General features: G+C 60.3%; 22 protein-coding genes. 10 read left to right on the plus strand and 12 right to left on the minus strand.

Going from position 1 to position 23,662, the window contains the following annotated elements; translation table 11 throughout:
- Window positions 1–2: 2 nt before the first annotated feature.
- Both pgl and zwf read right to left on the minus strand, forming a co-directional pair.
- Window positions 3–674 carry a 6-phosphogluconolactonase gene (pgl, locus tag ACR0KX_RS08220; protein WP_170450325.1) on the minus strand — a complete coding sequence of 224 codons (672 nt, stop codon included), beginning with the start codon at window positions 672–674 and terminating at the stop codon, window positions 3–5.
- Window positions 671–2,125 carry a glucose-6-phosphate dehydrogenase gene (gene zwf / locus ACR0KX_RS08225; protein ID WP_170450323.1) on the minus strand — a complete coding sequence of 485 codons (1,455 nt, stop codon included), beginning with the start codon at window positions 2,123–2,125 and terminating at the stop codon, window positions 671–673. Before zwf ends, pgl begins: the two co-directional genes overlap by 4 nt.
- 173 nt (window positions 2,126–2,298) lie before the next feature.
- On the opposite strand from zwf, the gene ACR0KX_RS08230 reads away from it, so the two are divergent.
- Together ACR0KX_RS08230 and ACR0KX_RS08235 are read left to right on the plus strand one after the other, a co-directional pair.
- Window positions 2,299–3,252 carry a radical SAM family protein gene (locus tag ACR0KX_RS08230; protein ID WP_170450321.1) on the plus strand — a complete coding sequence of 318 codons (954 nt, stop codon included), beginning with the start codon at window positions 2,299–2,301 and terminating at the stop codon, window positions 3,250–3,252.
- Between the two features lie 156 nt (window positions 3,253–3,408).
- Window positions 3,409–4,890, plus strand: a complete 1,482-nt coding sequence (locus tag ACR0KX_RS08235) for a caspase family protein (protein ID WP_480708241.1) — start codon at window positions 3,409–3,411, stop codon at window positions 4,888–4,890.
- Window positions 4,891–4,894: 4 nt separating this feature from the next.
- Here the strand turns inward: ACR0KX_RS08235 and ACR0KX_RS08240 are convergent, their stop codons facing one another.
- Window positions 4,895–5,164, minus strand: coding sequence for an usg protein (locus ACR0KX_RS08240; RefSeq protein WP_170450317.1), 270 nt, complete (start codon window positions 5,162–5,164; stop codon window positions 4,895–4,897).
- Window positions 5,165–5,387: 223 nt separating this feature from the next.
- Here ACR0KX_RS08240 and gyrA point away from each other — a divergent pair, with 223 nt between their 5' ends.
- The gene (gyrA, locus tag ACR0KX_RS08245) at window positions 5,388–8,081 is read left to right on the plus strand and encodes a DNA gyrase subunit A (protein ID WP_480708396.1); all 2,694 of its coding nucleotides are present in this window, start codon (window positions 5,388–5,390) and stop codon (window positions 8,079–8,081) included.
- Between the two features lie 133 nt (window positions 8,082–8,214).
- On the plus strand, window positions 8,215–8,877 hold the full coding sequence (trhA, locus tag ACR0KX_RS08250; protein WP_170450312.1) for a PAQR family membrane homeostasis protein TrhA: 663 nt from the start codon (window positions 8,215–8,217) through the stop codon (window positions 8,875–8,877).
- On the opposite strand, the gene ACR0KX_RS08255 is transcribed toward trhA, so the two are convergent.
- From ACR0KX_RS08255 to ACR0KX_RS08270, 4 genes are all read right to left on the minus strand, one after another.
- Window positions 8,874–10,067, minus strand: coding sequence for a DsbA family protein (locus ACR0KX_RS08255; RefSeq protein WP_480708243.1), 1,194 nt, complete (start codon window positions 10,065–10,067; stop codon window positions 8,874–8,876). The genes trhA and ACR0KX_RS08255 overlap by 4 nt on opposite strands.
- Before the next feature lie 166 nt (window positions 10,068–10,233).
- Window positions 10,234–11,703: a carboxypeptidase M32 gene (locus tag ACR0KX_RS08260; RefSeq protein WP_170450308.1), complete on the minus strand. Its 1,470-nt coding sequence runs from the start codon at window positions 11,701–11,703 to the stop codon at window positions 10,234–10,236.
- A gap of 5 nt (window positions 11,704–11,708) precedes the next feature.
- A complete protein-coding gene (gene ctaA / locus ACR0KX_RS08265) occupies window positions 11,709–12,854 on the minus strand; it encodes a heme A synthase (protein ID WP_170621868.1) in 1,146 nt (381 codons plus the stop codon).
- A 62-nt stretch (window positions 12,855–12,916) separates the two neighbouring features.
- Window positions 12,917–13,660 (minus strand): RNA methyltransferase, encoded by a 744-nt coding sequence (locus tag ACR0KX_RS08270; protein ID WP_170621869.1) that lies wholly within the window; start codon window positions 13,658–13,660, stop codon window positions 12,917–12,919.
- A 162-nt stretch (window positions 13,661–13,822) separates the two neighbouring features.
- Between ACR0KX_RS08270 and ACR0KX_RS08275 the strand changes: the two genes are divergently transcribed.
- Window positions 13,823–14,446: a thiamine phosphate synthase gene (locus ACR0KX_RS08275; RefSeq protein ID WP_170621870.1), complete on the plus strand. Its 624-nt coding sequence runs from the start codon at window positions 13,823–13,825 to the stop codon at window positions 14,444–14,446.
- On the opposite strand, the gene ACR0KX_RS08280 is transcribed toward ACR0KX_RS08275, so the two are convergent.
- Window positions 14,439–15,542 (minus strand): HupE/UreJ family protein, encoded by a 1,104-nt coding sequence (locus tag ACR0KX_RS08280; RefSeq protein WP_170621871.1) that lies wholly within the window; start codon window positions 15,540–15,542, stop codon window positions 14,439–14,441. The genes ACR0KX_RS08275 and ACR0KX_RS08280 overlap by 8 nt on opposite strands.
- A 163-nt stretch (window positions 15,543–15,705) precedes the next feature.
- On the opposite strand from ACR0KX_RS08280, the gene ACR0KX_RS08285 reads away from it, so the two are divergent.
- From ACR0KX_RS08285 to ACR0KX_RS08295, 3 genes are all read left to right on the plus strand, one after another.
- Window positions 15,706–16,599 carry a PfkB family carbohydrate kinase gene (locus tag ACR0KX_RS08285; RefSeq protein WP_170621872.1) on the plus strand — a complete coding sequence of 298 codons (894 nt, stop codon included), beginning with the start codon at window positions 15,706–15,708 and terminating at the stop codon, window positions 16,597–16,599.
- The gene (locus ACR0KX_RS08290; protein WP_480708246.1) at window positions 16,596–17,507 is read left to right on the plus strand and encodes a pseudouridine-5'-phosphate glycosidase; all 912 of its coding nucleotides are present in this window, start codon (window positions 16,596–16,598) and stop codon (window positions 17,505–17,507) included. Before ACR0KX_RS08285 ends, ACR0KX_RS08290 begins: the two co-directional genes overlap by 4 nt.
- A 64-nt stretch (window positions 17,508–17,571) precedes the next feature.
- Window positions 17,572–18,249, plus strand: a complete 678-nt coding sequence (locus ACR0KX_RS08295; protein ID WP_170450295.1) for a DUF502 domain-containing protein — start codon at window positions 17,572–17,574, stop codon at window positions 18,247–18,249.
- Here ACR0KX_RS08295 and ACR0KX_RS08300 read toward each other — a convergent pair whose 3' ends face one another.
- The 3 genes from ACR0KX_RS08300 to ACR0KX_RS08310 all read right to left on the minus strand — a co-directional run bounded on the left by ACR0KX_RS08300 (window position 18,250) and on the right by ACR0KX_RS08310 (window position 20,468).
- A complete protein-coding gene (locus ACR0KX_RS08300; protein WP_480708248.1) occupies window positions 18,250–19,275 on the minus strand; it encodes a patatin-like phospholipase family protein in 1,026 nt (341 codons plus the stop codon).
- 64 nt (window positions 19,276–19,339) lie between these two features.
- Entirely contained in the window at window positions 19,340–20,113 is a 774-nt protein-coding gene (locus ACR0KX_RS08305) for a 3-hydroxybutyrate dehydrogenase (RefSeq protein WP_170621875.1), read from the minus strand.
- Window positions 20,114–20,249: 136 nt separating this feature from the next.
- The gene (locus ACR0KX_RS08310; RefSeq protein WP_170628320.1) at window positions 20,250–20,468 is read right to left on the minus strand and encodes a hypothetical protein; all 219 of its coding nucleotides are present in this window, start codon (window positions 20,466–20,468) and stop codon (window positions 20,250–20,252) included.
- Here ACR0KX_RS08310 and ACR0KX_RS08315 point away from each other — a divergent pair.
- Both ACR0KX_RS08315 and ACR0KX_RS08320 read left to right on the plus strand, forming a co-directional pair.
- On the plus strand, window positions 20,413–22,227 hold the full coding sequence (locus ACR0KX_RS08315; protein ID WP_480708250.1) for an extracellular solute-binding protein: 1,815 nt from the start codon (window positions 20,413–20,415) through the stop codon (window positions 22,225–22,227). The genes ACR0KX_RS08310 and ACR0KX_RS08315 overlap by 56 nt on opposite strands.
- A 527-nt stretch (window positions 22,228–22,754) precedes the next feature.
- Window positions 22,755–22,994: an SPASM domain-containing protein gene (locus ACR0KX_RS08320; RefSeq protein WP_170450287.1), complete on the plus strand. Its 240-nt coding sequence runs from the start codon at window positions 22,755–22,757 to the stop codon at window positions 22,992–22,994.
- Here ACR0KX_RS08320 and ACR0KX_RS08325 read toward each other — a convergent pair.
- Window positions 22,983–23,606 (minus strand): XRE family transcriptional regulator, encoded by a 624-nt coding sequence (locus ACR0KX_RS08325; protein ID WP_170450285.1) that lies wholly within the window; start codon window positions 23,604–23,606, stop codon window positions 22,983–22,985. The genes ACR0KX_RS08320 and ACR0KX_RS08325 overlap by 12 nt on opposite strands.
- Window positions 23,607–23,662 lie beyond the last annotated feature (56 nt).

A 23,662-nucleotide genomic window follows, 5' to 3' on the forward strand; every position in this document is an offset into this window, starting at 1 on the left:
AGTCACTCCGCCCAATGTACGGTCATGCCACTCAGAACAGCGGCGATCGGCGCATCCTCGGGGGGCAAAGACATGGCGCGTTCCAGCGCATCGCGTTTGGCCGCGCCAAAGATAATTAGGTGTTTGGACAGTGCCCCGTCCAGAACCGGCGCGGTTAGCGTGATGCGCGGTTCCGGCTGAACCTCGGTCCGGGCCACGGCAAGCGTTGGCGCGTGGCTGTCCAGCGCAGCGGCCAGCCCCTCCATTCCCGGAAACAGCGAGGCCGTGTGCATGTCTTCGCCCATACCCAGAACCAAAACCGAAAGCGGCAGAACCGGCGCGATCAGGGACTCGATTTCCGGCAGAGCAGCCTCTGGCTCGGCCCCCGGAACATAAAGCGGGATGTACTGCGCGACCGAGGCGCGGTTGGTCAGCAGCCGCTCGCGGATCAGACGCTCGTTCGAACGGTCGCTATCAGCGGGCACGCAACGCTCATCGGTGGCCATGACGCGCACGCGATCCCATGCCAGATCGGCGGCACAAAGCACGTCGAACACCGGACCTGGCGTGGTGCCACCGGGCACTGCCAGTGCAACCGTTTCATTGTGCAGCAGCGCCGCCTCAAGCTCTCCGGCCAAGGCGTTCGCGACGTCTATAGCCAGCATATCGCGGTCGGCATAGTCCTGAATTTTCATGGCTTTATTCCTTGCCAGAGGCGACCGTCTCGTTTCATCAGCAGCTCGGCGTCGCCGGGGCCTGTGCTGCCGCTGTCATAAGGTTTGGGCACATCGCCGCGCGCCTGCCAACCGGCGATGATCGGGTCGGTCCAGGCCCATGCGGCCTCGACCTCGTCGCCGCGCATGAACAGGGTCTGATTGCCCCGGATCACGTCCATCACCAATCGCTCGTATGCATCGGGCGGATCCTGATTTTCGGGCCCCAGCGCTTCGGCGAAACTCATGTCCAAGGGCACGTCGATCAGACGCATTCCACCCGGTCCCGGTTCCTTGATCGTCACCTTCAGCGTGATGCCTTCGTTCGGCTGCAGCCGGATGGACAGCGCATTCGCGTGCCGCCCCGCAGCCTCACCAAAGATCGAATGCGGCGCGTCCTTGAACTGCACATTGATGACCGAGGACCGCGCGACCAGCCGCTTGCCGGTACGCAGATAAAACGGCGTTCCCGCCCACCGCCAGTTGCTGACATGAGCTTTCAGGGCCACATAGCTTTCAGTGGTCGAGCGTGGGTGGCCCACGACCTCACGATAGCCCGGCCCGTCCGGACCGGCCGCGAACTGACCCCGGACGATGTGATGCGGTTCGACCGGATCAAGCGCGCGGATCACTTTCAGCTTTTCATCCCGCACGGCGTCGGGATCAAACTTGGCTGGCGGCTCCATCGCGATCAGGCAGAGCAGCTGCATCAGGTGGTTCTGCACCATATCCCGCATGGCACCGGCGCGCTCATAATACTCCTCGCGCCCATCCACGCCGACAGTTTCCGCGACGGTGATCTGGATGTGATCGACATACTGGCTGTTCCACAACGGCTCGAACAGCATGTTGCCAAAGCGCACGGCCATCAGGTTCTGGACCGTCTCTTTACCCAGATAGTGATCGATCCGGTAAATCTGCCCCTCGTCAAAATGCGCCGCCAACGTGGCGTTGAGCGTTCGCGCGCTTTCCAGATCATGACCAAAGGGTTTTTCGACCACAATCCGGGTCTGCGCCGTGACCAAGCCATGCGATCTGATCTGTTCCGCTAACGGACCAAACAGGCGCGGCCCGACCGAGAAATAAAAGGCCCGAACACGATCATCCGTCAGTCTGGTCGACAGATCGCCCCACCCGTCCGCCGACATCGCATCCAGCGCAACATAATCGACGCGCTGCAAAAATCCGCGCAATGCATCCGAATCTGCCGCCCGTCTGGGCGCGTTCAGCCTTAGCGAACCGGCCACCATTTCGCGAAACCCATCCGGGGTCAGGTCGCTGCGGGCTGCGCCGATGATTCTGGCATCACCGGGCCATTGCCCGGCGCAAAACCTGCGAAACAAAGCAGGCAGAATCTTGCGCTGCGCCAGATCGCCGGTGCCGCCGAAAATGACCAGATCAAATGGGTCAACAGGTATGACGCGAGAAACCATGGCCCGTCCTTACCCTGCCCCTGTCGGCATGTCCAATGTTAGCGCAATCACATCGAGGTTTTTTGAGATTTCTTCTCATTCATCAAAACTCTGTCAGAACAGCCCCAAGCCCTTACCAACAGGACAATAAACAGCTAAGTCAGTCAAACCACTTCAAAGAACCGGATGCGGGAATGAAAGACAATGCCCCCCAGCTTGCCAATATCGGCAAGTTTCAAGACAGATTGGTGACGGCAGACGGGCAGACCCGCGCCTCGGTTGCGCTGACAAATCCGCAAACCTTGTGGTTCAATACCGGCACCTTGTGCAATATCGAATGTGTAAACTGCTACATCGAAAGCAGCCCCACAAATGATGCGCTGGTCTATATCGCTGCGGCTGAAGTGACCGACTATCTGGACCAGATCGAACAGCGCAACTGGCCCATCCGCGAAATCGGCTTCACGGGCGGCGAGCCGTTCATGAACCCCGAGATGATCGAGATGACTCGCGCCGCACTGGAACGCGGGTACGAGGTTTTGATCCTGACCAACGCCATGCTGCCGATGATGCGCCGCAAAATGCGCGAAGGGTTGCTGAACTTGCAGCGCGATTACAACGACAAGCTGACCCTGCGCATCTCCGTCGATCACTACCGCCCCGAACTGCATGATGAGGAACGCGGCAAGGGAAGTTTCGCCAAGACCGTGACGGGGATGGAGTGGCTACGCGACAACGGCTTCAACATGGCTGTTGCTGGGCGCACCGTCTGGGGCGACAGCGACGCGGATAGCCGCGCCGGATACGCTGCGTTTTTCGAAAAACACGGCTTTGACATCGACGCCACGAACCCCGGCCAGACCGTGCTGTTCCCGGAAATGGACGAAACCGTCGAAGTCCCAGAAATCACGACCGCCTGCTGGGGTATCCTGAACAAATCCCCCGACGCCGTGATGTGCGCCAGCGCGCGAATGGTCGTCAAACGCAAAGGCGCCGAACGCCCTGCTGTGCTGGCCTGCACCCTTCTGCCTTACGCCCCCGAGTTCGAAATGGGCACAACCCTGGCCGAGGCTGAGGCGGATGTGTATCTGAACCACCCCCATTGCGCCAAATTCTGCGTTCTGGGCGGGGCCAGTTGCTCGGGCTGATCCGACAAAAACAAAAAGTAATGTAAGTCACTGAGCCTTTGCGCCCTTTTTCTGTATAGAAGGAAAAGGGTCATTTGCTGTTGGGCTGTTGTGATGTTCAGATTTCTTGTTTTTGCTTTTGCACTTTGCGCCGCGCCGCTTTGCGCGCAAGAAAGGTTGGCCTTGGTTATCGGCAATGACCAATACCAATCTGTCACCGACCTTCAGAAAGCTGTGGCCGATGCCCGCGCTGTCTCGGACAAGTTGCAGGGTGCAGGTTTTGAGACCATCGAGGGGCTGAACCTCGACCGGCGCGGCATGAACCAGAGGATCTCCGAATTCACCTCTCGCCTGGATCCGGGCGATACGGCGTTTGTGTTCTTTGCCGGGCATGGGGTGGAAATTGACGGCGAAAACTACCTGCTGCCCACAGATATCGTCGCGCCCCTGTCGGGTGAGACCGATTTCGTGAAATCCGAATCCATCGCCCTTTCGGATCTGCTGGACCGCGTACGCTCAACCGGTGCGCGCACCTCGATCGCCATCATCGACGCCTGCCGCGACAACCCGTTTGAAACCGTCGCCGGGCGCAGTGTCGGACGGACGCGTGGGCTGGGCCGCATCAACGCACCCGAAGGCATGTTCGTGATCTTTTCAGCCGGGGCCGGACAGATGGCGCTGGACCGGCTGAGCGATAATGAACCAGCCGAGAATTCAGTCTTCACCCGTGCCTTGTTGCCACGCCTATCGCAGCCGGGTCTGGAATTGCGCAGCATGGTGGCCGACCTGCGGCGCGAAGTGCGGGACTTGTCCAGCAGCGTTCAGCACACCCAAATTCCGGCCTATTACGATGAATTGCTTGGGGAATTCTATTTCACCCCCGCCGTAAGCACCGCACAGCCACAAAGCCCATCGGCGCGCCCAAGCGACGACATGCGCGCCGATCTTGAGCTTGCGCGCTCGCTTGGAACGGTGACTGCGCTGGACAGTTTCCTTGAGAAATATGCTGATCAGTCCGAGACTTATGCCTACGAGGTCGCCCTGCAACTGCGCGACGGGTTGGTCTCGGCCGATACATCAGCGGATGTTGAGCGCACCTCTGCCCCGCCCGCGCCTACGGTTTCAGACTCGCAAGAGGTCATGCGCGCAACACAGGCCGCATTGAATGCGCTGGGATGCAGTGCTGGTGGCGCGGATGGAGTTGCAGGCCCTCGGACCCGTCAGGCCTTTGCCCGGTATCGGTCGGCCAGTGGCTCAAATCTGGGTGCTGATGATCTGGGAACCAGCCATGCGTTGGAAGAGTTGCAAGGCAAATCCGGCACCATCTGCAAAGCCACGGCACCCGCCCCAAAACCTGCCGATACCGGCTTGTCCATGGCCGGGACGTGGCAATTCAAGGCAACCTGCGCTTTGGTTGTCAAAGTGACAGGCACGACGCGCTACACACATGCGGGCGGCAATAAATATACCGGGCGCCTGACCGACTCACTGGGTCAAACCGCCAATACGGTGATATTCGTGAACGAGGGTCAGATCAGCGGGACGGACTATTTCCCCGGTATCACCGTCAAATGGCGCGGGCGTCTGGCCGAAGATGGCAACAGCTTTACCGCCTCAGGCTCGACCGGCTGTTCCGTATACGCCTGGCGTGCGGGATAAGCCGTTAATTCACGCGAAACTCACCCACCATGTTGCGCCATTCGCCAGGCGCGATCATCTTGCGATGGGTGAACTTGACCGAGTGCAGCGGACCTTCGATCTCACGCTGCCAAAAATCGATGAATTCAAACAGTTTCGGGTGATCCGGGGCCAGATCGTATTCCTGCCAGATAAACGTGTTCAGGACGTGGATATAGTCGGGCATGTGATAGAAAAACTCTGCCGTCGTCAGCCCGTATCCCTTTAGCATCAATTCCGTTTCGCTCTGCTCCATTCAGACCTCCAATTCCGTGCAAGGTCTCTTCAAAGTAACACCGAAACTGCCTAATACTTGGATAACAAGATGTTACTTGAGTGTTACTTCGGAATTTCCGGGCAAGATTCGTTGCTTGCTTGCACCTTATGTGCCGGGTCTGATAGGATGTAACCACAAAATATAGAGTCTGCACTAAGGACGAGCAGTTTACGTGAGCGATACGCCAGAAATCCCTGAAAACATGGACGAAACCCCGCCCGAGCGCCCAGTGTATGACGGCCCGACGGTCTCTATCGAATCCGAGATGCGCACGTCCTACTTGGACTATGCCATGTCGGTCATCGTTTCCCGCGCGATCCCCGATCTGCGCGACGGGCTGAAACCGGTGCATCGGCGGATTTTGTACGCCATGCACGAAACCGGGAACACCCATGACAAGGCGTATCGCAAATCGGCCCGTCCGGTTGGCGACGTGATGGGTAAATACCACCCGCACGGGGACTCAGCTATCTATGACGCGCTGGTGCGGATGGCGCAGGATTTCTCGATGTCTTTGCCGCTGCTGGATGGTCAGGGCAACTTTGGCTCGATGGACGGCGATAACCCGGCGGCGATGCGTTATACCGAAGTTCGGATGGACAAGCCCGCCGCCTCGCTGCTGGCCGATATCGAAAAAGACACGGTCGATTTTCAGGACAACTATGACGGCAAGGACCGCGAACCAACCGTCCTGCCCGCCCGTTTCCCCAACATGCTGGTCAATGGTGCCGGTGGTATCGCCGTGGGTATGGCAACCAACATCCCGCCGCATAACCTGGGCGAGGTGGTCGATGCCACGCTGGCGCTGATCGACGATCCGGACCTGACATCCGAGCAACTGATCGAATACGTCCCCGGCCCCGATTTTCCGACTGGCGGCGTGATGCTGGGCCGGTCCGGTGCCCGCAAGGCATATCTTGAGGGGCGCGGCAGCGTCATCATCCGCGCCAAGACCCGCACCGAGGAAATCCGCAAGGATCGCTATGCCATCATCGTGGACGAAATCCCCTATCAGGTGAACAAGGCCGCGATGATCGAAAAGATCGCCGAGGCCGTGCGCGAGAAGCGGATCGAAGGCGTGGCCCACGTTCAGGACGAATCCGACCGCAACGGCGTGCGCGTCGTGGTCGAGCTGAAGCGCGATGCAACACCAGAGGTGGTGCTGAACCAGCTTTACCGCTTTTCACCAATGCAGACCTCGTTCGGCTGCAACATGCTGGCCCTGAACGGTGGCCGCCCCGAGCAACTGACCCTGCGCCGGTTCCTGACCTCGTTCATCGACTTCCGCGAGGATGTTGTCGCCCGCCGCACCGCCTACGACCTGCGCAAGGCGCGGGAACGCAGCCATATCCTGTGTGGTCTGGCTGTGGCTGTGTCAAACGTGGATGAAGTGGTCGCCACCATCCGCTCGTCGGCTGATGCCGCCGAGGCGCGCGAAAAACTGATGACCCGCCGTTGGCCAGCCTCCGAGATCGAAGGCTATCTGCGCCTGATCGACGATCCTCTGTCCAAGATGAACGACGACGGCACCTATAACCTGACCGAAGTTCAGGCCCGCGCCATCCTCGACCTGCGCCTGCAGCGCCTGACCCAACTGGGCGTCAAAGAGGTCACGGACGAGCTGGAAGAACTGGCCGCCAAGATCAAGGAATACCTGGATATTCTGTCCTCGCGCGAGCGCATTATGTCGATCATCGGTGATGAGCTGCGCAGTGTGCGTGAGCAATTCGCCGTACCCCGCCGCACCGAGATTGTCGACTGGTCCGGCGATATGGAAGATGAGGACCTGATCGAGCGTGAGGATATGGTCGTCACCGTCACCTCGGGCGGTTACATCAAGCGCACGCCGCTGGCCGATTTCCGCGCGCAAAAGCGTGGCGGCAAGGGCCTGTCGGGGATGCAGACCAAGGAAGAGGATGTGGTCACCAACCTCTTCGTGGCGAACACCCATACGCAGCTGCTGTTCTTCACCACCGAAGGCATGGTCTACAAGCTCAAGACCTGGCGTCTGCCGCAGTCCAGCCGGACAGGTAAGGGCAAGGCGATCGTCAACATCCTGCCGATCCCGACCGGGGTTTCCATCGCGGCGATCATGCCGGTGGATGTGCCGGATGAGGAATGGGAAAACCTGCAAATCGTCTTTGCCACCAGCGCCGGAGACGTACGCCGCAACCGTCTGTCGGACTTCACCAATGTCCGCCGCAACGGCAAGATCGCGATGAAACTGCCAGAGGATGTGGAACTGGTAAACGCGCGCATCTGTTCGGAAGATGAAGACGTGATGCTGGTCACCAATTCGGGCCGCGCGATCCGCTTCCGCACCACCGATGTGCGGGTCTTCAACTCGCGCGAATCTACCGGTGTGCGTGGTATCAAGCTGACCAATGGTGACCGCGTGGTCTCGATGTCCGTAATCCGCCATTTCGAGGCTGACCCGGATGAACGCGCCGCTTACCTCAAGATGCGCCGCGCCGTGGCGGGTATCGCGGACGATGGCGAGACCGATGAGGACGAAGCAGCCCCCGGCGTGATCACGCAGGAACGCTATGCCGAGATGTCGGCGGCCGAGAACCTGATCCTGACCATCACCACCGGCGGCGCAGGCAAGCTGAGCTCCAGCCACGACTACCCGGTGCGTGGACGTGGCGGCATGGGCGTGGCGGCGATGGACAAGGCTATGCGCGGCGGCGAACTGGTGGCGTCCTTCCCGGTCGAAATCGACGATCAGATCATGCTGGCGACCTCCAAGGGCCAATCGATCCGGGTTCCGGTCGATGGCATTTCCTTCCGCTCGCGCAGCTCGGGTGGCGTGCGGGTATTCAACACCGGCAAGGGGGAAGAGGTTGTCTCGGTCGCCTGGATTGCAGACCAAGGGGATGAGGAAACCGAGGAGTAACCCTCACATTTTCCAACACTTATGAAACAAAGCGCCCGTTCTTGCGGGCGTTTTGCCGTTCTGGATCACGTTATCGGCAAGCGCCCGTTTGGCGCGCTTGCCCGAGGCCAATCCGAGGCCTAGCTTTCTTAACATGTGGTCCTTTGCCCATATCCGCCCCGCCTACAGCCGCGCCGAGCGCGTAAGCGATGGTGTGATCCATGTGCTTGGCGTGTCGTCCGCCCTGATCGCCGTGCCGATGCTGATCATCCTGACGATCTACTACCGATCGGACCCAGTGGCCGTTCTGGGCGCGTCGATCTATGGCGTGACGCTTGTTTTGATGCTGACCTTCTCAGCGCTTTACAACATGATCGAACACGACGATTGGAGCGCGTTCCTGCGCCGCCTCGACCATTCGGGTATTTACGTCAAAATCGCTGGCACCTACACGCCGTTCCTGCTGTTGTCGGGTACGCAACCAACGGGGCTGCTGATCGGGCTTTGGTTTTCGGCAACCCTGGGATCGGCGCTGAAGATGTTCGACCCGAACCGATTCCGCTGGTTCGGATTGGCGCTTTATTTGCTCATGGGCTGGGCCGCCGTCTGGGCCGGTCAATCGATGCTGGCCGAACTATCGCCCACAGTCATCACCCTGATGATCGCCGGAGGGCTGGTCTACACCGCGGGCGTCGCATTCTACCTGCTGGATTGGTTGCCGTTCCACAACACGATCTGGCATGTGTTTGTTCTGGTCGGCAGCGTCCTGTTCTTTGCCGCCGTTGCCGCGCGGATCGAATTGGTTCAGGTGGTTTAGCTTCCACCCGTGCCCGACCGTTGAGCCCTCAGCAAATCCTCGACAGCCCATAACCGATCCTGCCCCCAAATCGCCTGACCGGCTACGTAGAAACTGGGAACGCCCCACAGACCAATCTCTTGCAGTCTGCTTTGGTTTTTCTCAACCCGGTCGCGCCATGTTTGAGTGGCCAGAGCCTGACGCGCGGCCCCCCAATCAAGACCACTGGCGCCCGCAATTCGCGCCATACCCTTGTCGGAGGCTGCGTCCACTCCCTCGGACCAGACCAGACGCATGAAGGTCGAGCAGTAGGTCGCCAACCGATCATGATCCTCGGCGTAGTCAAACAAGGCGTACCCGCGTTCGACGCCAGACCCCAAAGGATCACAAATTCGACCAAACGGAATCTTCATTCTGCGCGCTTCCCGCGCACAATCGCCAAGGATGTAGCCGGACTTGAGCTTGGGTACCGGCAGCCCCCGCATCAGCATCGGCAGAACGGGGCGCAGGATCAGGCGAGCGTTATAGCGGTTGGCAAGATCAACAACGCGGTCAAAAGCCAGATAGGAATATGGGCTGCGGAATGAGAAAAAGAACTCCAGCTCCATACTGCCCTGAACGTTCGGCGGCTGCGCATTTTCTTTCAAGGGCTCTACCGAAGCATCTCCCTGACGTAGCTTTAGCTGCGCAAGCCGGTCCTCCAGATAGTGCAGCCGATCAACGCCCCAATACCATTCGCCGCCATAGTAAAACGTTCCACCCAAGTAATGTCCCATCGCGGCGAGTTTTTGGTCGCCGACCTCCATCGCCTGCCCGGGATCCACGCCACCGTCGTCGGGCATAGTCTCCCTGCCCCAAACGCCTGCGGTGATAGCACGCAGGCGTTCTGCGGCGTCAGGTTTTCCTAAAGCATCTGCAAGAAGCCGCTTTGCGGTTTCCACCTTCTTTGCCGCCGGTTCCTGCGGCGCATCCAGCCCGATCCGGCGGGCCAGACGCCCTGCATCCATCAGGGCGTTTTGCCTATGTTCCATGGGCGCGGGGATCGCATCCGAATGTGGGCCAGAGATCAAATGAATGCACAGTTTAACGCGATAGCGCTCCTGAAATTCGGGCAGGATCTGCGCGGTCAGATAGCAATAGGGATCGGCGACATCATGAAAATAATGCGCCTCATGATCTGCACCACGCAGCTTGCGCCGAAGCTCTGCCATGCCTCTGCGTGCCGATTGCAGATTGCCGCTGGTTATGGCGGCAGCCAAGTGGGATTTAATCTGTGTTTTCATGCAGAACCGGCGATCAAAGTGGCTTGGACATGTCCAGTTTACGCACCACAGCGCCAAACGCCACGCTGTCACACAACAACGTGACGGCAGATCGTCAAAGCCCGTACAGCGCCACGAATTTCTGTTCCAGATAAGCCAACAAGGGCTCCGGCCCCGGTTCGACCCCACTGGCGCGCTGTATGATCTCGCGCGGGGCGAAAAGCCCCCCGAATTGTTGTACGTTTTCGCGCAGCCAAGTGGTCGCGCCCGAGGTGTCCCCTTCGGCCAGTTGACCATCCAGCCCCGGCACCGCGTTGCGCAGGGCCTGATACAGGCACCCGGCATAAACGTTGCCCAGCGAGTAGGTCGGGAAATAACCGAACAGGCCAACCGACCAATGGACGTCCTGCAGGCAGCCGTTCGAAGGTTTGTCGACGGCATAACCGAAATCGGCCTTGAAGCGGTCATTCCAGGCAGCTTCCAGATCGTTGACCTGAAGGTCTCCGGCCATCAGCGCGCGCTCCAGGTCGAAGCGCAGCATGATGTGCAGGTTGTACTGCACCTCATCCGCTTCGGTGCGGATATAGCCGTTATGGACGCGGTTCACCGTGGCGTAGAAGGTATCGGCATCCGCAATCCCGAAATCCCCGAACGCATCGCGCATTTGGGTGTAGAGCCATCCGGTAAACGCACGCGACCGGCCAAGCTGGTTTTCATAGATCCGGCTTTGGCTTTCATGCACGCCCATCGACACGCCGCTTCCCAATGGGGTCAGCGCATAGGCCGGGTCGATCCCTTGCTCGTAGGCGGCGTGGCCGACCTCATGAATGGTCGAGTAGAAGCAGTTGAACGGGTCCGTTTTGCTGGTGCGTGTGGTGATCCGCACATCCGATCCGCTGCCCGAGCTGAACGGGTGTACGGCCTTGTCCACCCTGCCCCGGTTCAGGTCGTATCCAAACGCCAGCGCAAGGGTCTGCGATAGGCGCATCTGGGCCGCCTCGTCAAACGTACCGGCCAGCGCCTGCGGCGCGGGCTTGTCCAGAACTGCCGCGCGCAGCGCCACCAGACGCGGGCGCATCTGATCGAAAATCGCCGCGATCTGCGCGCCGGTTGTGTAAGGCTCGTAATCCTCGACCATCGCGTCGTAGATGTCGCCGCCCTGCGCGAGCGCCGCACCTTCTTCGCGTTTCAGGGCCACGACCTCTTCCAGAACCGGAAGGAAGGCCGACACGTCCTCATCCGCGCGCGCCTGTGCCCATTTTCCCTGCGCTGCCGAAGTGACGCGGGCGATGGCTTTCGCCAGATCGGCGGGCACTTTGACGGTACGCTCATAAGACCGGCGGATTTCGCGCAGTTGTGCCTGACCTGCCGTGTCCAAAGCTTCGGCTTGCTCCAGCCATTCGGCCACACGCGGGTCGGACCGTCGGGCATGCAGAACCGCCTCGATTGCGGCCATTTCCTCGGCTCGTTGGGGCGCGGCCCCGCGCGGCATCACCGTTTCCTGATCCCAGCCCAGGCGGCCAGCGATCTGTCCAAGGGCCGAGGTTTCGCGTTGAAAGGCCATCAGGTCGTCAAAGGCAGTCATCGGGCTCAGGCTCCACGAATTGAGGTTGCAATGGGATAGCCGCTCAGGAAGCGGGCGCGCAGGATCAGGGTCCAGACCACGACGGCCATGAACTGGTGGAAGATCGCGATCTGCCATGGCGCGGCATACAGCACGGTGATGACACCGACCACGACCTGTAGCGACAGCGCCGCAAAGGCCGCGTTGAAGGCAAAGCGGGTCTGTGGATGGGCACTGGTCTGGCCGCGCCGCCAGACGATGATCGCGAAGATGAACAGCAGATACCCGGCGCAGCGATGGATGAACTGCACCAATCCGGGGCTTTCAAAGAAATTGCGCCACAGGGGGTCTATTGCCGTTGCATCCGGTGGCAGAAGCTGCCCGCCGATCAGCGGCCAATCGGTGAAAGACCGCCCGGCATCGATCCCGGCGACCAGCGCGCCAATGAGTATTTGCAAAAAGGTGAAATGCAGTAGGCCGGTCGACAGCGAGAACAGTTTCACCTCTTTCGCGCGGCGGGCCTGCATCAGATCGCGTTCCTCGCGCCCGAGCTCAAAGATGTACCAGGCCAGGAAACCCAGGATCACAAAGGCCAGTCCCAGATGCACCGCGAGGCGATAGCTGGCGACGGCGGTCATCCCCTCGCCCTGCGTGACTCCCGAGGCGACCATCCACCAGCCCACCGCGCCCTGAACACCACCCAAAGCGCCGGGGATCAGCAACTTGCCGGTCCAGCCGGTCGGGATTTTGCGGGCGACAAGGAAGCCGAAGAAGCCAAGCGCCCAGACCAGACCAATCAGGCGACCCAACTGGCGATGGCCCCACTCCCACCAATAGATGAACTGAAAATCGCTCAGCTCCATCCACTGGTTCTGGATGCGCCATTGGTCGATCTGTTTGTATTTGTCGAATTCCGCCTGCCAGTCGGCCTCGGTCATCGGCGGGATCGCCCCGGTGATCGGACGCCATTCGGTGATCGACAAGCCGCTGTCGGTCAAACGGGTCAACCCGCCGACAGCGATCATCACAACGACCAAGGCGAACAGGATCATCAGCCAGGCGCGGATCGCCTTGCGCGCGCCGCCGCGTCCCTTGTCGATCATACCGGGCTGCACGGCTTTTTGTTTTTCGCTGTCTGAGACGTCTTCGAAGATGCTGCGCTTGGCGCTCATGCTGTCCTCATGTGTCCTGGATTTCGTCGCAAGCTAGGGCCACTGACAGGCGAGGTCCAGCCTCAGCCCTTATCTTTCCAGCGGACCATCTGCCGCATGATCCCATGCAACATCTGCACATCGGCCCGTGTCATGCGCATCCGCGACCACAGGTTGCGCAGGTTGGTCTTCATGCCGTCGGCCTTTTCGGGCGGATAGAAGAACCCAGCCTCCTCCAGCCGATCCTCATAATGCTCGACCAGTTTCTCGACCTCGATGCCGGTGGCCCAGTCGCCCTTGCCCAAATCGGTGGCTTCATGCACCACATCGCCGGTCTGGCGCATCCACTCATAAGCGGTCAGCAAGACACATTGCCCAAGGTTCAGCGAGGCATATTCCGGGTTCACTGGGACCGAGATAATGGCGTTTGCCTTGGCGATATCTTCATTCTCAAGCCCGGCCCGTTCGGGGCCGAACAAAACGGCGACCTTTTCACCGGCCGCCACCTTCTGGGCCGCGATCTGCATGGCGCGTTCCGGGCTGTAGACCGGTTTGGTCAACCCGCGCTGCCGCGCCGTGGTGGCGAATACGAATGTATTGTCGGCCAGCGCGCCTGCCAGATCATCGAACAGCTGCGCCTCGTCCAGCAGCCGCCCGGCCCCGCTGGACATCGCCACCGCCTTGGGGTTCGGCCACCCGTCACGCGGGGCCACGATCCGCATCCGGTCCAGCCCGAAATTCCACATCGCCCGCGCGGCGGCGCCGATGTTTTCACCCATCTGCGGGCGCACAAGCACGAAGGAAGGCTGGGATCTGTCACTGGGCATGGCTGTCTCCGAAAAACTCCGCCCGCTCTAATCCGCCAGCTTTGACAGAGCAACCCGATCCTCTTCTTCTGTTCCCAAATACCCGCTCGGCAGGCATAAAAGTTTGCTTCCCCGCCGCAATCCGCTAAACCGCGCCAAAGACTGAAAGCGAAGGACGCGCCAATGGACACCCCCGAGCAGCCGCAGATTTATCTGATCACACCGCCGACCATCACGCTCAGCACCTATCCGGACCAGCTGGCGCGGGTGCTGGACGGAGCCGAGATCGCATGCATTCGTCTGGCGCTGGCCGGCAATGACGAGGACACCATCGCCCGCGCTGCCGATGCCTGCCGCGAGGTTGCCCATGCGCGCGACGTGGCCATCGTAATCTCGAACCACGTGCTGCTGGCGCAACGGCTGGGGCTGGACGGGGTACATCTGGATGATGCCGCCCGGTCCGTGCGCGCGGCCCGCAAGGAACTGGGCGCGGACGCGATTGTCGGCAGTTTCTGCGGGGCGTCCAGCCATGATGGAATGACCGCTGGTGAGGCTGGTGTCGATTACGTCGCCTTTGGCCCGGTCGGCACGTCGTCGCTGGGCGATGGTACGCTGGCCGAAAAGGACCTGTTCCAGTGGTGGTCCGAGATGATCGAAGTTCCCGTTGTGGCCGAGGGCGGCTTGACCCCCGACCTGATCCGCGACCTGTCGCCCTGCACCGATTTCTTCGGCATCGGTGATGAAATCTGGTCAGCCGAGGATCCGTTGGCCGCGCTGAACGCGCTATTGGCCCACATGCCTAGCTAAGCATCCACGGCGCGACCATCCAATAGACCCCGACACCTGCAATCAGGATCGAGGCCAGAACCGATACCCGGCCTCGCATCCGATGCGACCCGCCAGAGATCAGGGCAGCACCGGCATAGCCTGCCGCCGCAACCGCGCTGAGCGCAGCCACCGCACCCCCTGCAAATCCCAGGATGGCGGGTGGCAGGTGGTCGGGCGGTACGCCAATCGCGATCACGGAGGCGCTGAGAACGTTGCCCAGAAGCAAACCGGCAGCAAAAACCGCCAGTAATCGAAAGACATGAAGACGCCTCAGGATCAGGTTCCAGAGCGCCAGAATGACGATGGCGGATGTGAGCGTCAGAGAGGCTACAAATGGCGACACCCCCAACGCCCCGTAAACCGAAAGCGCCAGTCCGAAGACCAATCCGATCGACAGGAACACCATCTGGGCGATTGCTGCGCGCAGTGTCAGGGACAGAAAAACCAAGGCCAGAACCAGCGCGATCTCTTGCAGACCGTTGGGCAGAATGCGCGAAAACCCTTTGGGGAAGAACACCTGCACCGCCTGTTCGGGGCTGAGGGCCGCGCCGCCTTGCAATGGGATCGAAGGACTGGATTCTCCGGCAATGAGATAACCGGTGTAAGGGGCGGCCACCTGTTGCTGTTTCAAAACAACCGGCCCATGACCTTCAGGCCATGTCAGGCGCAGATTGGACGCCCCATTCGGCAAGGGCGCTGTCAGCAACAGCCGTGAAATCCGGGGGGCTGCGGTATCGCCGACAACGGGGATGCGCACCCCTTCATAGGCCAGAACGACCGGGCCACCGGCCTCAACCTGCAAGCGCGCCTTCCAGTCGGTGACAAACGCGCGGACCTCGGGCTCCAACTCGGACGAGACCCTTTGGCGTAGCGCCCGGTAGCCAGCATTGTCGGTCAGGTCAGGATGGGTTTCAGGATCAATCCCCGCCAGAAACATCTCGGCGTTTAGGGTGATTTCAAGAAACAGGCTGTCTGCCTTGGTCCAGAACTCGACAATCGTCGGCGGCGGGGTCTGGGCTTGGACGGGCATCGCCAACAGCATCAGACCCATCATCAGGCGGAAAAAGCCGCTCATGCGCAACGCTCTGCAATGGAAATCAAATCACAAATCATACCTGGCCGAGTTTCCCGCCGAACGCATCAGATCGCAAGCCTGAACGCGCAGAGCAGGCGGTTTATCTGTGTTGGCGTTAACGTTCGGACTTGCAAGGCCCCCGGTGCTGCGGCATGACAGCGGCATGACTCAGAACAGCGACATCCTGTGTATCGGTTCGGTCCTATGGGACGTGATCGGACGGTCGGCCAGCGCCATGCGGCAGGGATCGGACGTGCCGGGCCGGATCACCCGTCTGCCCGGTGGCGTTGCCATGAACATCGCCATGACGCTGGTACGCTTTGGCATGACCCCGACCCTGCTGACCGCCATTGGCCGCGACCCCGAGGGGGACGAGTTGGTCAATTCCTGCGCGCGCCTAGGCATGGTGACAGAACATATCTACCGCTCGCAGGACCTGCCCACCGACCGCTACATGGCCGTCGAAGGGGCCAACGGGTTGATCGCCGCCATTGCCGATGCACACTCGCTTGAGGCTGCGGGGGCCAAGATCCTGCGCCCCCTGATGCATGGTCCGCTGGGATACGAAAACACGCCCTTCGAAGGCCCGATTGCGCTGGACGGCAACCTGACGCTGAACCTGCTGGAAGAGATCGCGCAAAGTCCGGCCTTTGGCAAAGCCGACCTGCGGGTCGCCCCCGCCTCGCCCGGCAAGGCCGAGCGCCTGTTGCCCTTCCTGAAACACGCCCGCGCGACGCTGTATGTCAATCTGGAGGAGGCCGGTCTGCTCTGCCAACGCGAGTTCGCCGATTCCGAATCCGCCGCCAAGGGCCTGCTGGACCGGGGGGCGCTGCGCGTGCTGGTGACAGACGGGGGTAACTCGGCCACCGTCGGCTCGTCGTCGGGCGTTCTAACCCAAACCCCGCCCTCGGTTCTCGTAACCCGCGTCACCGGCGCAGGTGACACCTTCATGGCCGCCCATATCGCCTCAGAAGCGGGCGGTGCCGACGAACAGACAGCCCTGACCCGCGCGCTGAACGCCGCCGCAACTTACGTTTCCGGAGAAACTCCCCTGTGATCGACATCCACTACTCAGCCGAGGTCCGCGCCACCAAAGACGCAGGCCAGCCCATCGTGGCGCTGGAAAGCACCATCATCACCCATGGCATGCCCTACCCGCAAAATGTCGAGGTCGCAGCCCAGGTGGAACAGGACATCCGCGATGCCGGGGCCGTTCCGGCCACCATGGCGGTGATCGAAGGCGTGCTGCATGTGGGGCTTGAACCCGATCAGTTGCAATCTTTGGGTCAGGCGCAGGGCGTCGCCAAACTCTCTCGCGCCGATATGGCCGCCTGCATCGCGACCGAGGGCACCGGAGCCACCACCGTCGCCGCCACGATGATCGCCGCACAGTATGCGGGGATCGAGGTGTTTGCCACCGGTGGCATTGGCGGCGTGCATCAGGGTGCCGAAACCTCGTTCGACATTTCCGCCGACCTGCATGAACTGGGGCAGACGCCGGTTACAGTGGTGGCTGCAGGGGCCAAGGCCATTCTGGATCTGGCCAAAACGCTGGAAGTTCTGGAAACTCTGGGCGTCCCGGTGATCGCCTACGGGCAGGACGAATTCCCCGCCTTCTGGTCTGCGAAATCCCCCTACGCTGCGCCCCTGCGGATGGACAGCGCCGAAGCCATCGCCAAAGCCCACGCCACCCGCCGTGCGCTGGGTTTGCCCGGTGGCCAACTGGTCGCCAACCCGATCCCCGCAGCCGACCAGATCCCGGCTGACGAGCTGGCCCCGATCATCTCCGCCGCGCAGGCCGATGCCGAAACCCACCGGATCACCGGCAAGGCCGTGACGCCCTATCTGCTGCAACGGATCTTTGAAAAGACCAAGGGCCGCTCGCTGACCGCCAATATCGCATTGGTCCGCAACAACGCCCGGTTGGCGGCGAACATCGCTAAAGCGCTGGCAAACGGTGTGTAATTCCGCCCTATTGCACGGGCGCGTTGGACTGCTTAACTAAATCCGCAAATCACCCGGACCTGTAATGAATACACCGTTTGACGAAGAACCCCACCGCCGCCCCGGCCTGTTTTCGCGCCTGCGCGCGTCGTTCCTGACGGGGATCGTCGTCATTGCTCCGGTCTGGTTGACCGTTTGGCTGATCTGGTCCGTTGTCGGCTGGATCGACAGCGCCGTTCTGCCGCTGGTGCCACAGCAATTCCGGCCCGAACAATATGTGGGCATCAACCTGCGCGGCGTCGGCGTTATCATCTTCCTGGTGTTCACCGTACTGGTAGGCTGGGTGGCCAAGGGTATTCTGGGCCGGTCCTTCATCTCGTTCACCGAAAGTCTGGTGAACCGGATGCCCATCGTGCGGTCGATCTATTCCGGCATCAAACAGATCTCGGAAACGGTCTTTGCTCAGACCGAGCGGTCTTTCGAAAAAGCCTGCCTGGTGCAATACCCGCGCCGTGGCATCTGGGCCATCGGCTTCGTGTCGACGACCGCGAAGGGAGAAGTCAGCACCCGCGCGGAAACGGGTGGCGATCTGCTGAGCGTGTTTATCCCGACCACACCCAACCCGACCTCGGGCTTTTTGCTGTTCTTTCCAGCCGAAGACGTCATCCTGCTGGACATGAGCATCGAAGACGCCGCGAAACTGGTGATCTCGGCCGGTCTGGTCTATCCCAACGAAAAAGACCCGACCCAGCCGCCCGAGTGATCAGCCGAACATCGCGGGCAGATCAACCGTACTGTTCTGGCCCAAGTCCGATTTGTGGCGCTTTAAGAACCCGTCGGCAGCGTCACGACCCGCTTGTTTCAGCTTATGCAGGATCACTGGGTTGGGCACCGTCTTGGTGGCCACCGACAGGCTGTTCATCAGCTCGTTATCCGCAATCATATGCACCAGAACGCGGCTCATCTCTCCGGCCTTCAGCTTGCCCTCTTCCAACAATCGCTGAACGAAATTGATCGCCCGCAACTCGCGGAACAGGGATGAGTTAAAGCTGATCTCATTAATCCGGTTCTGAATCTGCTGCGGCGTCACCGGCAATTCATCCCGCTCCAGCGGGTTGATATTCACGATCACCACATCATCCGGCAAATCATCGCCAAACAACGGGTACAAGGCCGGGTTGCCGGTATAGCCCCCATCCCAATAGGCTTCGGTCCGCTCCGTCTCGGGGTCGTAAATCTCAACCGCCTTGAACAGCGTCGGCAAACAGGCCGAGGCGAGGATCGCATCGGTCGAAATCTCCTCCCCGGTGAACACCCGGATCTTGCCGCTGCGCACGCAGGTTGCGCAGACAAACAGGCGCGGCCCCTGATCGGCGCAGATTTCCTTGAAATTGAACCGGTCCACAACGGGTTCCAGCGGGTTCGTATAGAACGGCCCGTAGGCATAGGGCGACACCATCCGCGACCACGCATCGCCAATGGAATACGGCAGCGAGTACTCCATGGCCTGCGCAATGCTTGCAGGCTCCAACCCGCGAAACCAGTTGGCCAGCCGCATGTCGCCTATGGCCCCCATTCGTTTCCAAAGCTCATCCAAACGCGCCCGCGCGCCGTCTCGGCCCGAATGCACCATGCCGGATTTGAACGCCGCCCCGTTCAGCGCCCCGGCCGAGGTTCCGGTGATCGCCGCAACCTCAATATCTTCCTCATCCAGAAACCGGTCGAGCACGCCCCAGGTAAACGCCCCATGCGCCCCACCGCCCTGCAATGCCAGGTTGATCTGTTTCAAGTCCCCGCCCCTTCTTCTGTTCAAAAATACCTCGGGGGTATGGGGGCAGAGCCCCCATGAAAACTCACAAAGCCGTCCAGCCCCCATCGACCGAGATCGTCGTGCCGGTGATCTGCGCCGCCGCGTCCGAGCACAGGAACTGCACGGTTCCGCCCAATTGCTCAACCGTGGCGAACTCTTTCGACGGCTGCCGCTCCAGCAGAATGTTCTTCACCACATCCTCGCGGCTCATGTTGTATTCCTTCATCGTGTCAGGAATCTGCGCCTCGACCAGCGGAGTCAGCACGTAACCAGGACAGATCGCATTGCAGGTGATCGGCTCTTGCGCGGTTTCCAGCGCTACGGTTTTGGTCATCCCGACAACCCCATGCTTGGCCGCAACATAAGCCGCCTTGAAGGGCGACGCCGTCAGCCCGTGCGCCGAGGCGATATTGACGATCCGCCCCCAGCCCGCTGCGCGCATCATTGGCAAGGCCGCCGCTGTGGTGTGAAAGGCCGAGTTCATGTTGATCGCAATAATCGCATCCCATTTCTCGACCGGAAACTGATCGATTGGCGACACATGCTGAATACCCGCGTTGTTCACCAGAATATCGCAGGTCCCGGCCTGTTCGATCAGCGCCCGGCATTCATCACCCTTCGACATGTCCGCCTTGATGTAGCGCGCATTGGTGCCGGTCTGCTTGGCGATCTCGGCGGCCAAGGTGTGATCTTCATCCCGGTCGGTGAACGAGTTCAGAACCACATCCGCCCCGGCCTTGGCCAGTTCGCGCGCGACGCCCAGCCCGATCCCCGAGTTTGATCCTGTAATGATTGCTGTTTTGCCCGACAGGCTCATGACCGTTCTCCCTTAGCATCAAATTGGGCACAGCATGCCATGCTGCACCTGCAAAGAAAACGGGGAAAGACGCCGCTAAAGCACCGCGGCGAGACCGCGCCAACCGACCAAAAAAAACGCCCGCACGAAGCGGGCGTTAAGTTATTGAGGCAGGTTTCATACAGGCAAGAAACCTATCGAGCAGTGAGACCTTTATAAGCAATTCTGTGCCTTCATCCAAGCTAAAAGTTTGAAAATAAGAAAAATCATCGGTACGGTGATCCCCAACAAAATAAGGCCAGAGCAGGATTGTTTCCAAAATGCGCCCGGATTTCCTAAGCCCTCTTCGTCCATTCGCAGCGGGAATCGCCTGCATTTTGGCGACCTCTTTCGCCCATGCAGATTCGGCCCATGGCATAGCTATGTATGGCGACCCGGCCCTACCACCGGATTTTGTGTCGCTGCCCTACGCCAATCCGGATGCGCCGAAAGGTGGCAGGGTCGTTTTTGGAAACACGGGCGGCTTTAACAGCTTGAACCCGTTTGTGCAAAAAGGCACCTCGCCCTGGCAGCTTAGATTTTGGACGCATGAGAGCCTGATGGGCCGGTCCTGGGACGAACCTTTCACTCTTTACGGGCTGTTAGCCGAATCAGTTGAGACTGCACCAGACCGGTCCTGGGTCGAATTTACACTGCGGGAAGAGGCTGAATTTTCAGACGGAAGCCCAGTAACTGTCGAAGATGTGATCTGGTCCTACCAGACCCTCGGGACCGAGGGGCATCTGCGTTATCGCGGTCTGTGGGGAAAAATCGACAGCATCGAACAGACCGGCCCGCGTTCTGTCCGGATCACCTTTAACGAACCGAATCGGGAACTTGCGCTGATCGCCGGTCTGCGTCCGATCCTGCAAAAGGCGCAGTGGGAAGGTCGCAGCTTTGCCGACGCCCAACTGCATGATGTGCCAATCGGCAGCGGCCCCTATGTGATCGACGACTATGAGGCCGGGCGATACGTCAACCTGAAGCGGAACCCAGATTACTGGGGCAACGATGTCCCGTTCCGCCGGGGCACGATGAACCTGGATGATATGCGGATCGAATTCTATGGCGACGCCACGGTACTGTTCGAAGCGTTCAAAGCCGGGGAACTGTCCGCCGTCCGCGAGTTCAATGCCGACAAATGGGCCACCCAGTACAACTTCCCCGCCATCCAGCGCGGCGATGTGATCAAGACAGAAATCCCGCACGGCAAGCCCTCGGGCATGACCGGGTTTGTGATGAACACGCGGAAAGCCCCCTTTGACGACTGGCGCGTGCGCGAGGCGCTGACGCTGGCGTTCAACTTTGAATTCATCAACGACACAATCACCGGTGGCGCGCAGCCCCGGATCACCTCGTATTTCTCGGGCTCGGATCTGGCTATGCAGCCCGGCCCGGCAACCGGCAAGGTCAAAGAGCTGCTGGAGCCTTTTGCCTCGGACCTGACCCCCGGCACCCTGGAAGGTTATGCGCTGCCCCAAGGGGATGGCTCGGCCCGCAACCGCGCCAATATCCGCAAAGCGACAAAACTGCTGGCCGAGGCAGGATGGACCATTCAGGGCGGCGTGTTGCAAAACCAGAACGGCGAGGCATTCCGCATGACCGTTTTGCTGCAACAGGGCGACGCCGAGATGGAAACTGCCGTCGAAATCTATGCCCGCGCGTTGGAGCGTTTGGGCATTCAGGTCATGACAGAACAGGTCGACAGCGCACAGTATACCGGTCGCACGTCCGAGTTGGATTTCGACGTGACCCCGTTCCGCCGCGCCTTGTCCCTGTCACCGGGGAATGAGCAGCGCCTGTATTGGGGCAGTGAAAACGCCGATACGCCGGGCACGCGCAACCTGATGGGCGTCGCCTCACCCGCCGTGGACGGGATGATCGACGCGATGCTGGCCTCGGAATCGCGCGAAGATTTCGTCGCCGCCACCCGTGCGCTGGATCGTGTTCTGACCGCCGGCCGCTATGTTATCCCGATCTGGAGCTTTGATGTCGGCCGCATCGCGCATGTCAGTGCGCTGAAGTTCCCCGAGACGCTTCCGATCTATGGCGACGGCCCTCAGTACATGCCCGAAGTCTGGTGGTACGAAGAGTAACGGTCCGGCGTGATCCTTTTGCTGACAGCTAACTGACCCAAGGATGTCGGGTGCAGATCAATCCCCGGCTGTTCAATCCGGCGATCAATCGACCGGGTTCGGCAAAAATTGGCACATGCGGGACCAACCCCCAAATCTGGTATGTTGCGCGAAGCCCTCGGCTATATTCCGCGCAACCAACAAATCTTAGCGAAAGATCAAATTGACGCCTCAAAACGCTTTACTATGCGCAATTTACCGATATACCTTGTAGTTAGTCAGATCAGATCCACACTGCGATTTAATTGTTATTTTACGGACACCTATCGCGTGTCGCTCAGGTCCTGACACAGAACAAACGGACCAGCCGCCACTCACACTGAACTGCAGGTCCGATCGCCCGTTGCGGGATGTCCGCAGCGGGCATTTTTGTTCGGTACTGCCCCAAATCAGACTGCGACATTTTGTCATGTCCGAGGTCACGCCAACACATACGTACGCTGTCTGTGGGGGAGAGCAGTCCTAAGCAAACCAAGGGAAGCTCGCACATGTTGAACTGGACAGATCTGACGCAGGACCTGGGCGCGACCTATGCCCGTGCCAAACGACGATTTCCAAACCTGAGGGATCAGGACATGGATCGCGTGTGGAACAACCGTGAACAGTTCGAGGCCTACCTGGCCGAGCGTCATCATCTGACCGTGAACGAAGCCCGGGAAGAGGTTGAGGATTTTCTGTTCACGGAACGCCTGAACCACGAACTGTCCCACGCTCATCTAGTTAAGTGACGTCACCCACAGGATCGTTGCGTCTTCGTCGCTGACAGACACCACGTTATGCCCCATACTGCCATCGTAATAAGCGCTGTCGCCGCGACGCATTTCGACGGGTTCGTAGAACTCGGTATACAGGCGAACAACGCCGGTCAGCACGTATAGAAACTCTTCCCCGTCATGGCGCACCCAGCCGTCGAACTCATCCATTGACCGCGCCCGCACGCGCGCGCGGTAGGGCAACATCTGCTTCTTGGTCAACGTCTCGGCCAGCAATTCGTGCTCGTATGTCACCGTGGCATGCGCGGTTCCGTCGCCCATACGCGTGACGGCCATCCGCCCGATCACCTGATCCCGCTGCGGCGGGGTGAAAAGCTGCGGCACCGAAATTTCCAACCCGGTGGCCAGTTTCTTCAACGCGTCATAGGTGGGCGACATCTGCCCGTTTTCAATTTTGCTAAGCGTTGAACGCGCCAGACCCGCCTGTGTTGCCGCCTGTTCCAGCGTCCAGTTGCGCGCCTTGCGCAGCTCGCGCACCCGCGCGCCAAGATCCAGCGGCTCGAGTTCAGTCTCGACGCCAGACTCGCGGGCGATGCGGATTAGGGATTTGGGATCTTGGTCGCTCATGGCCTTTCTATAGAACTAGCCAGCCGTGCTTGCAACGCGACAAGCGCCGCGCTAGC

It is taken from the genome of Ruegeria sp. BG5, from assembly GCF_056538425.1.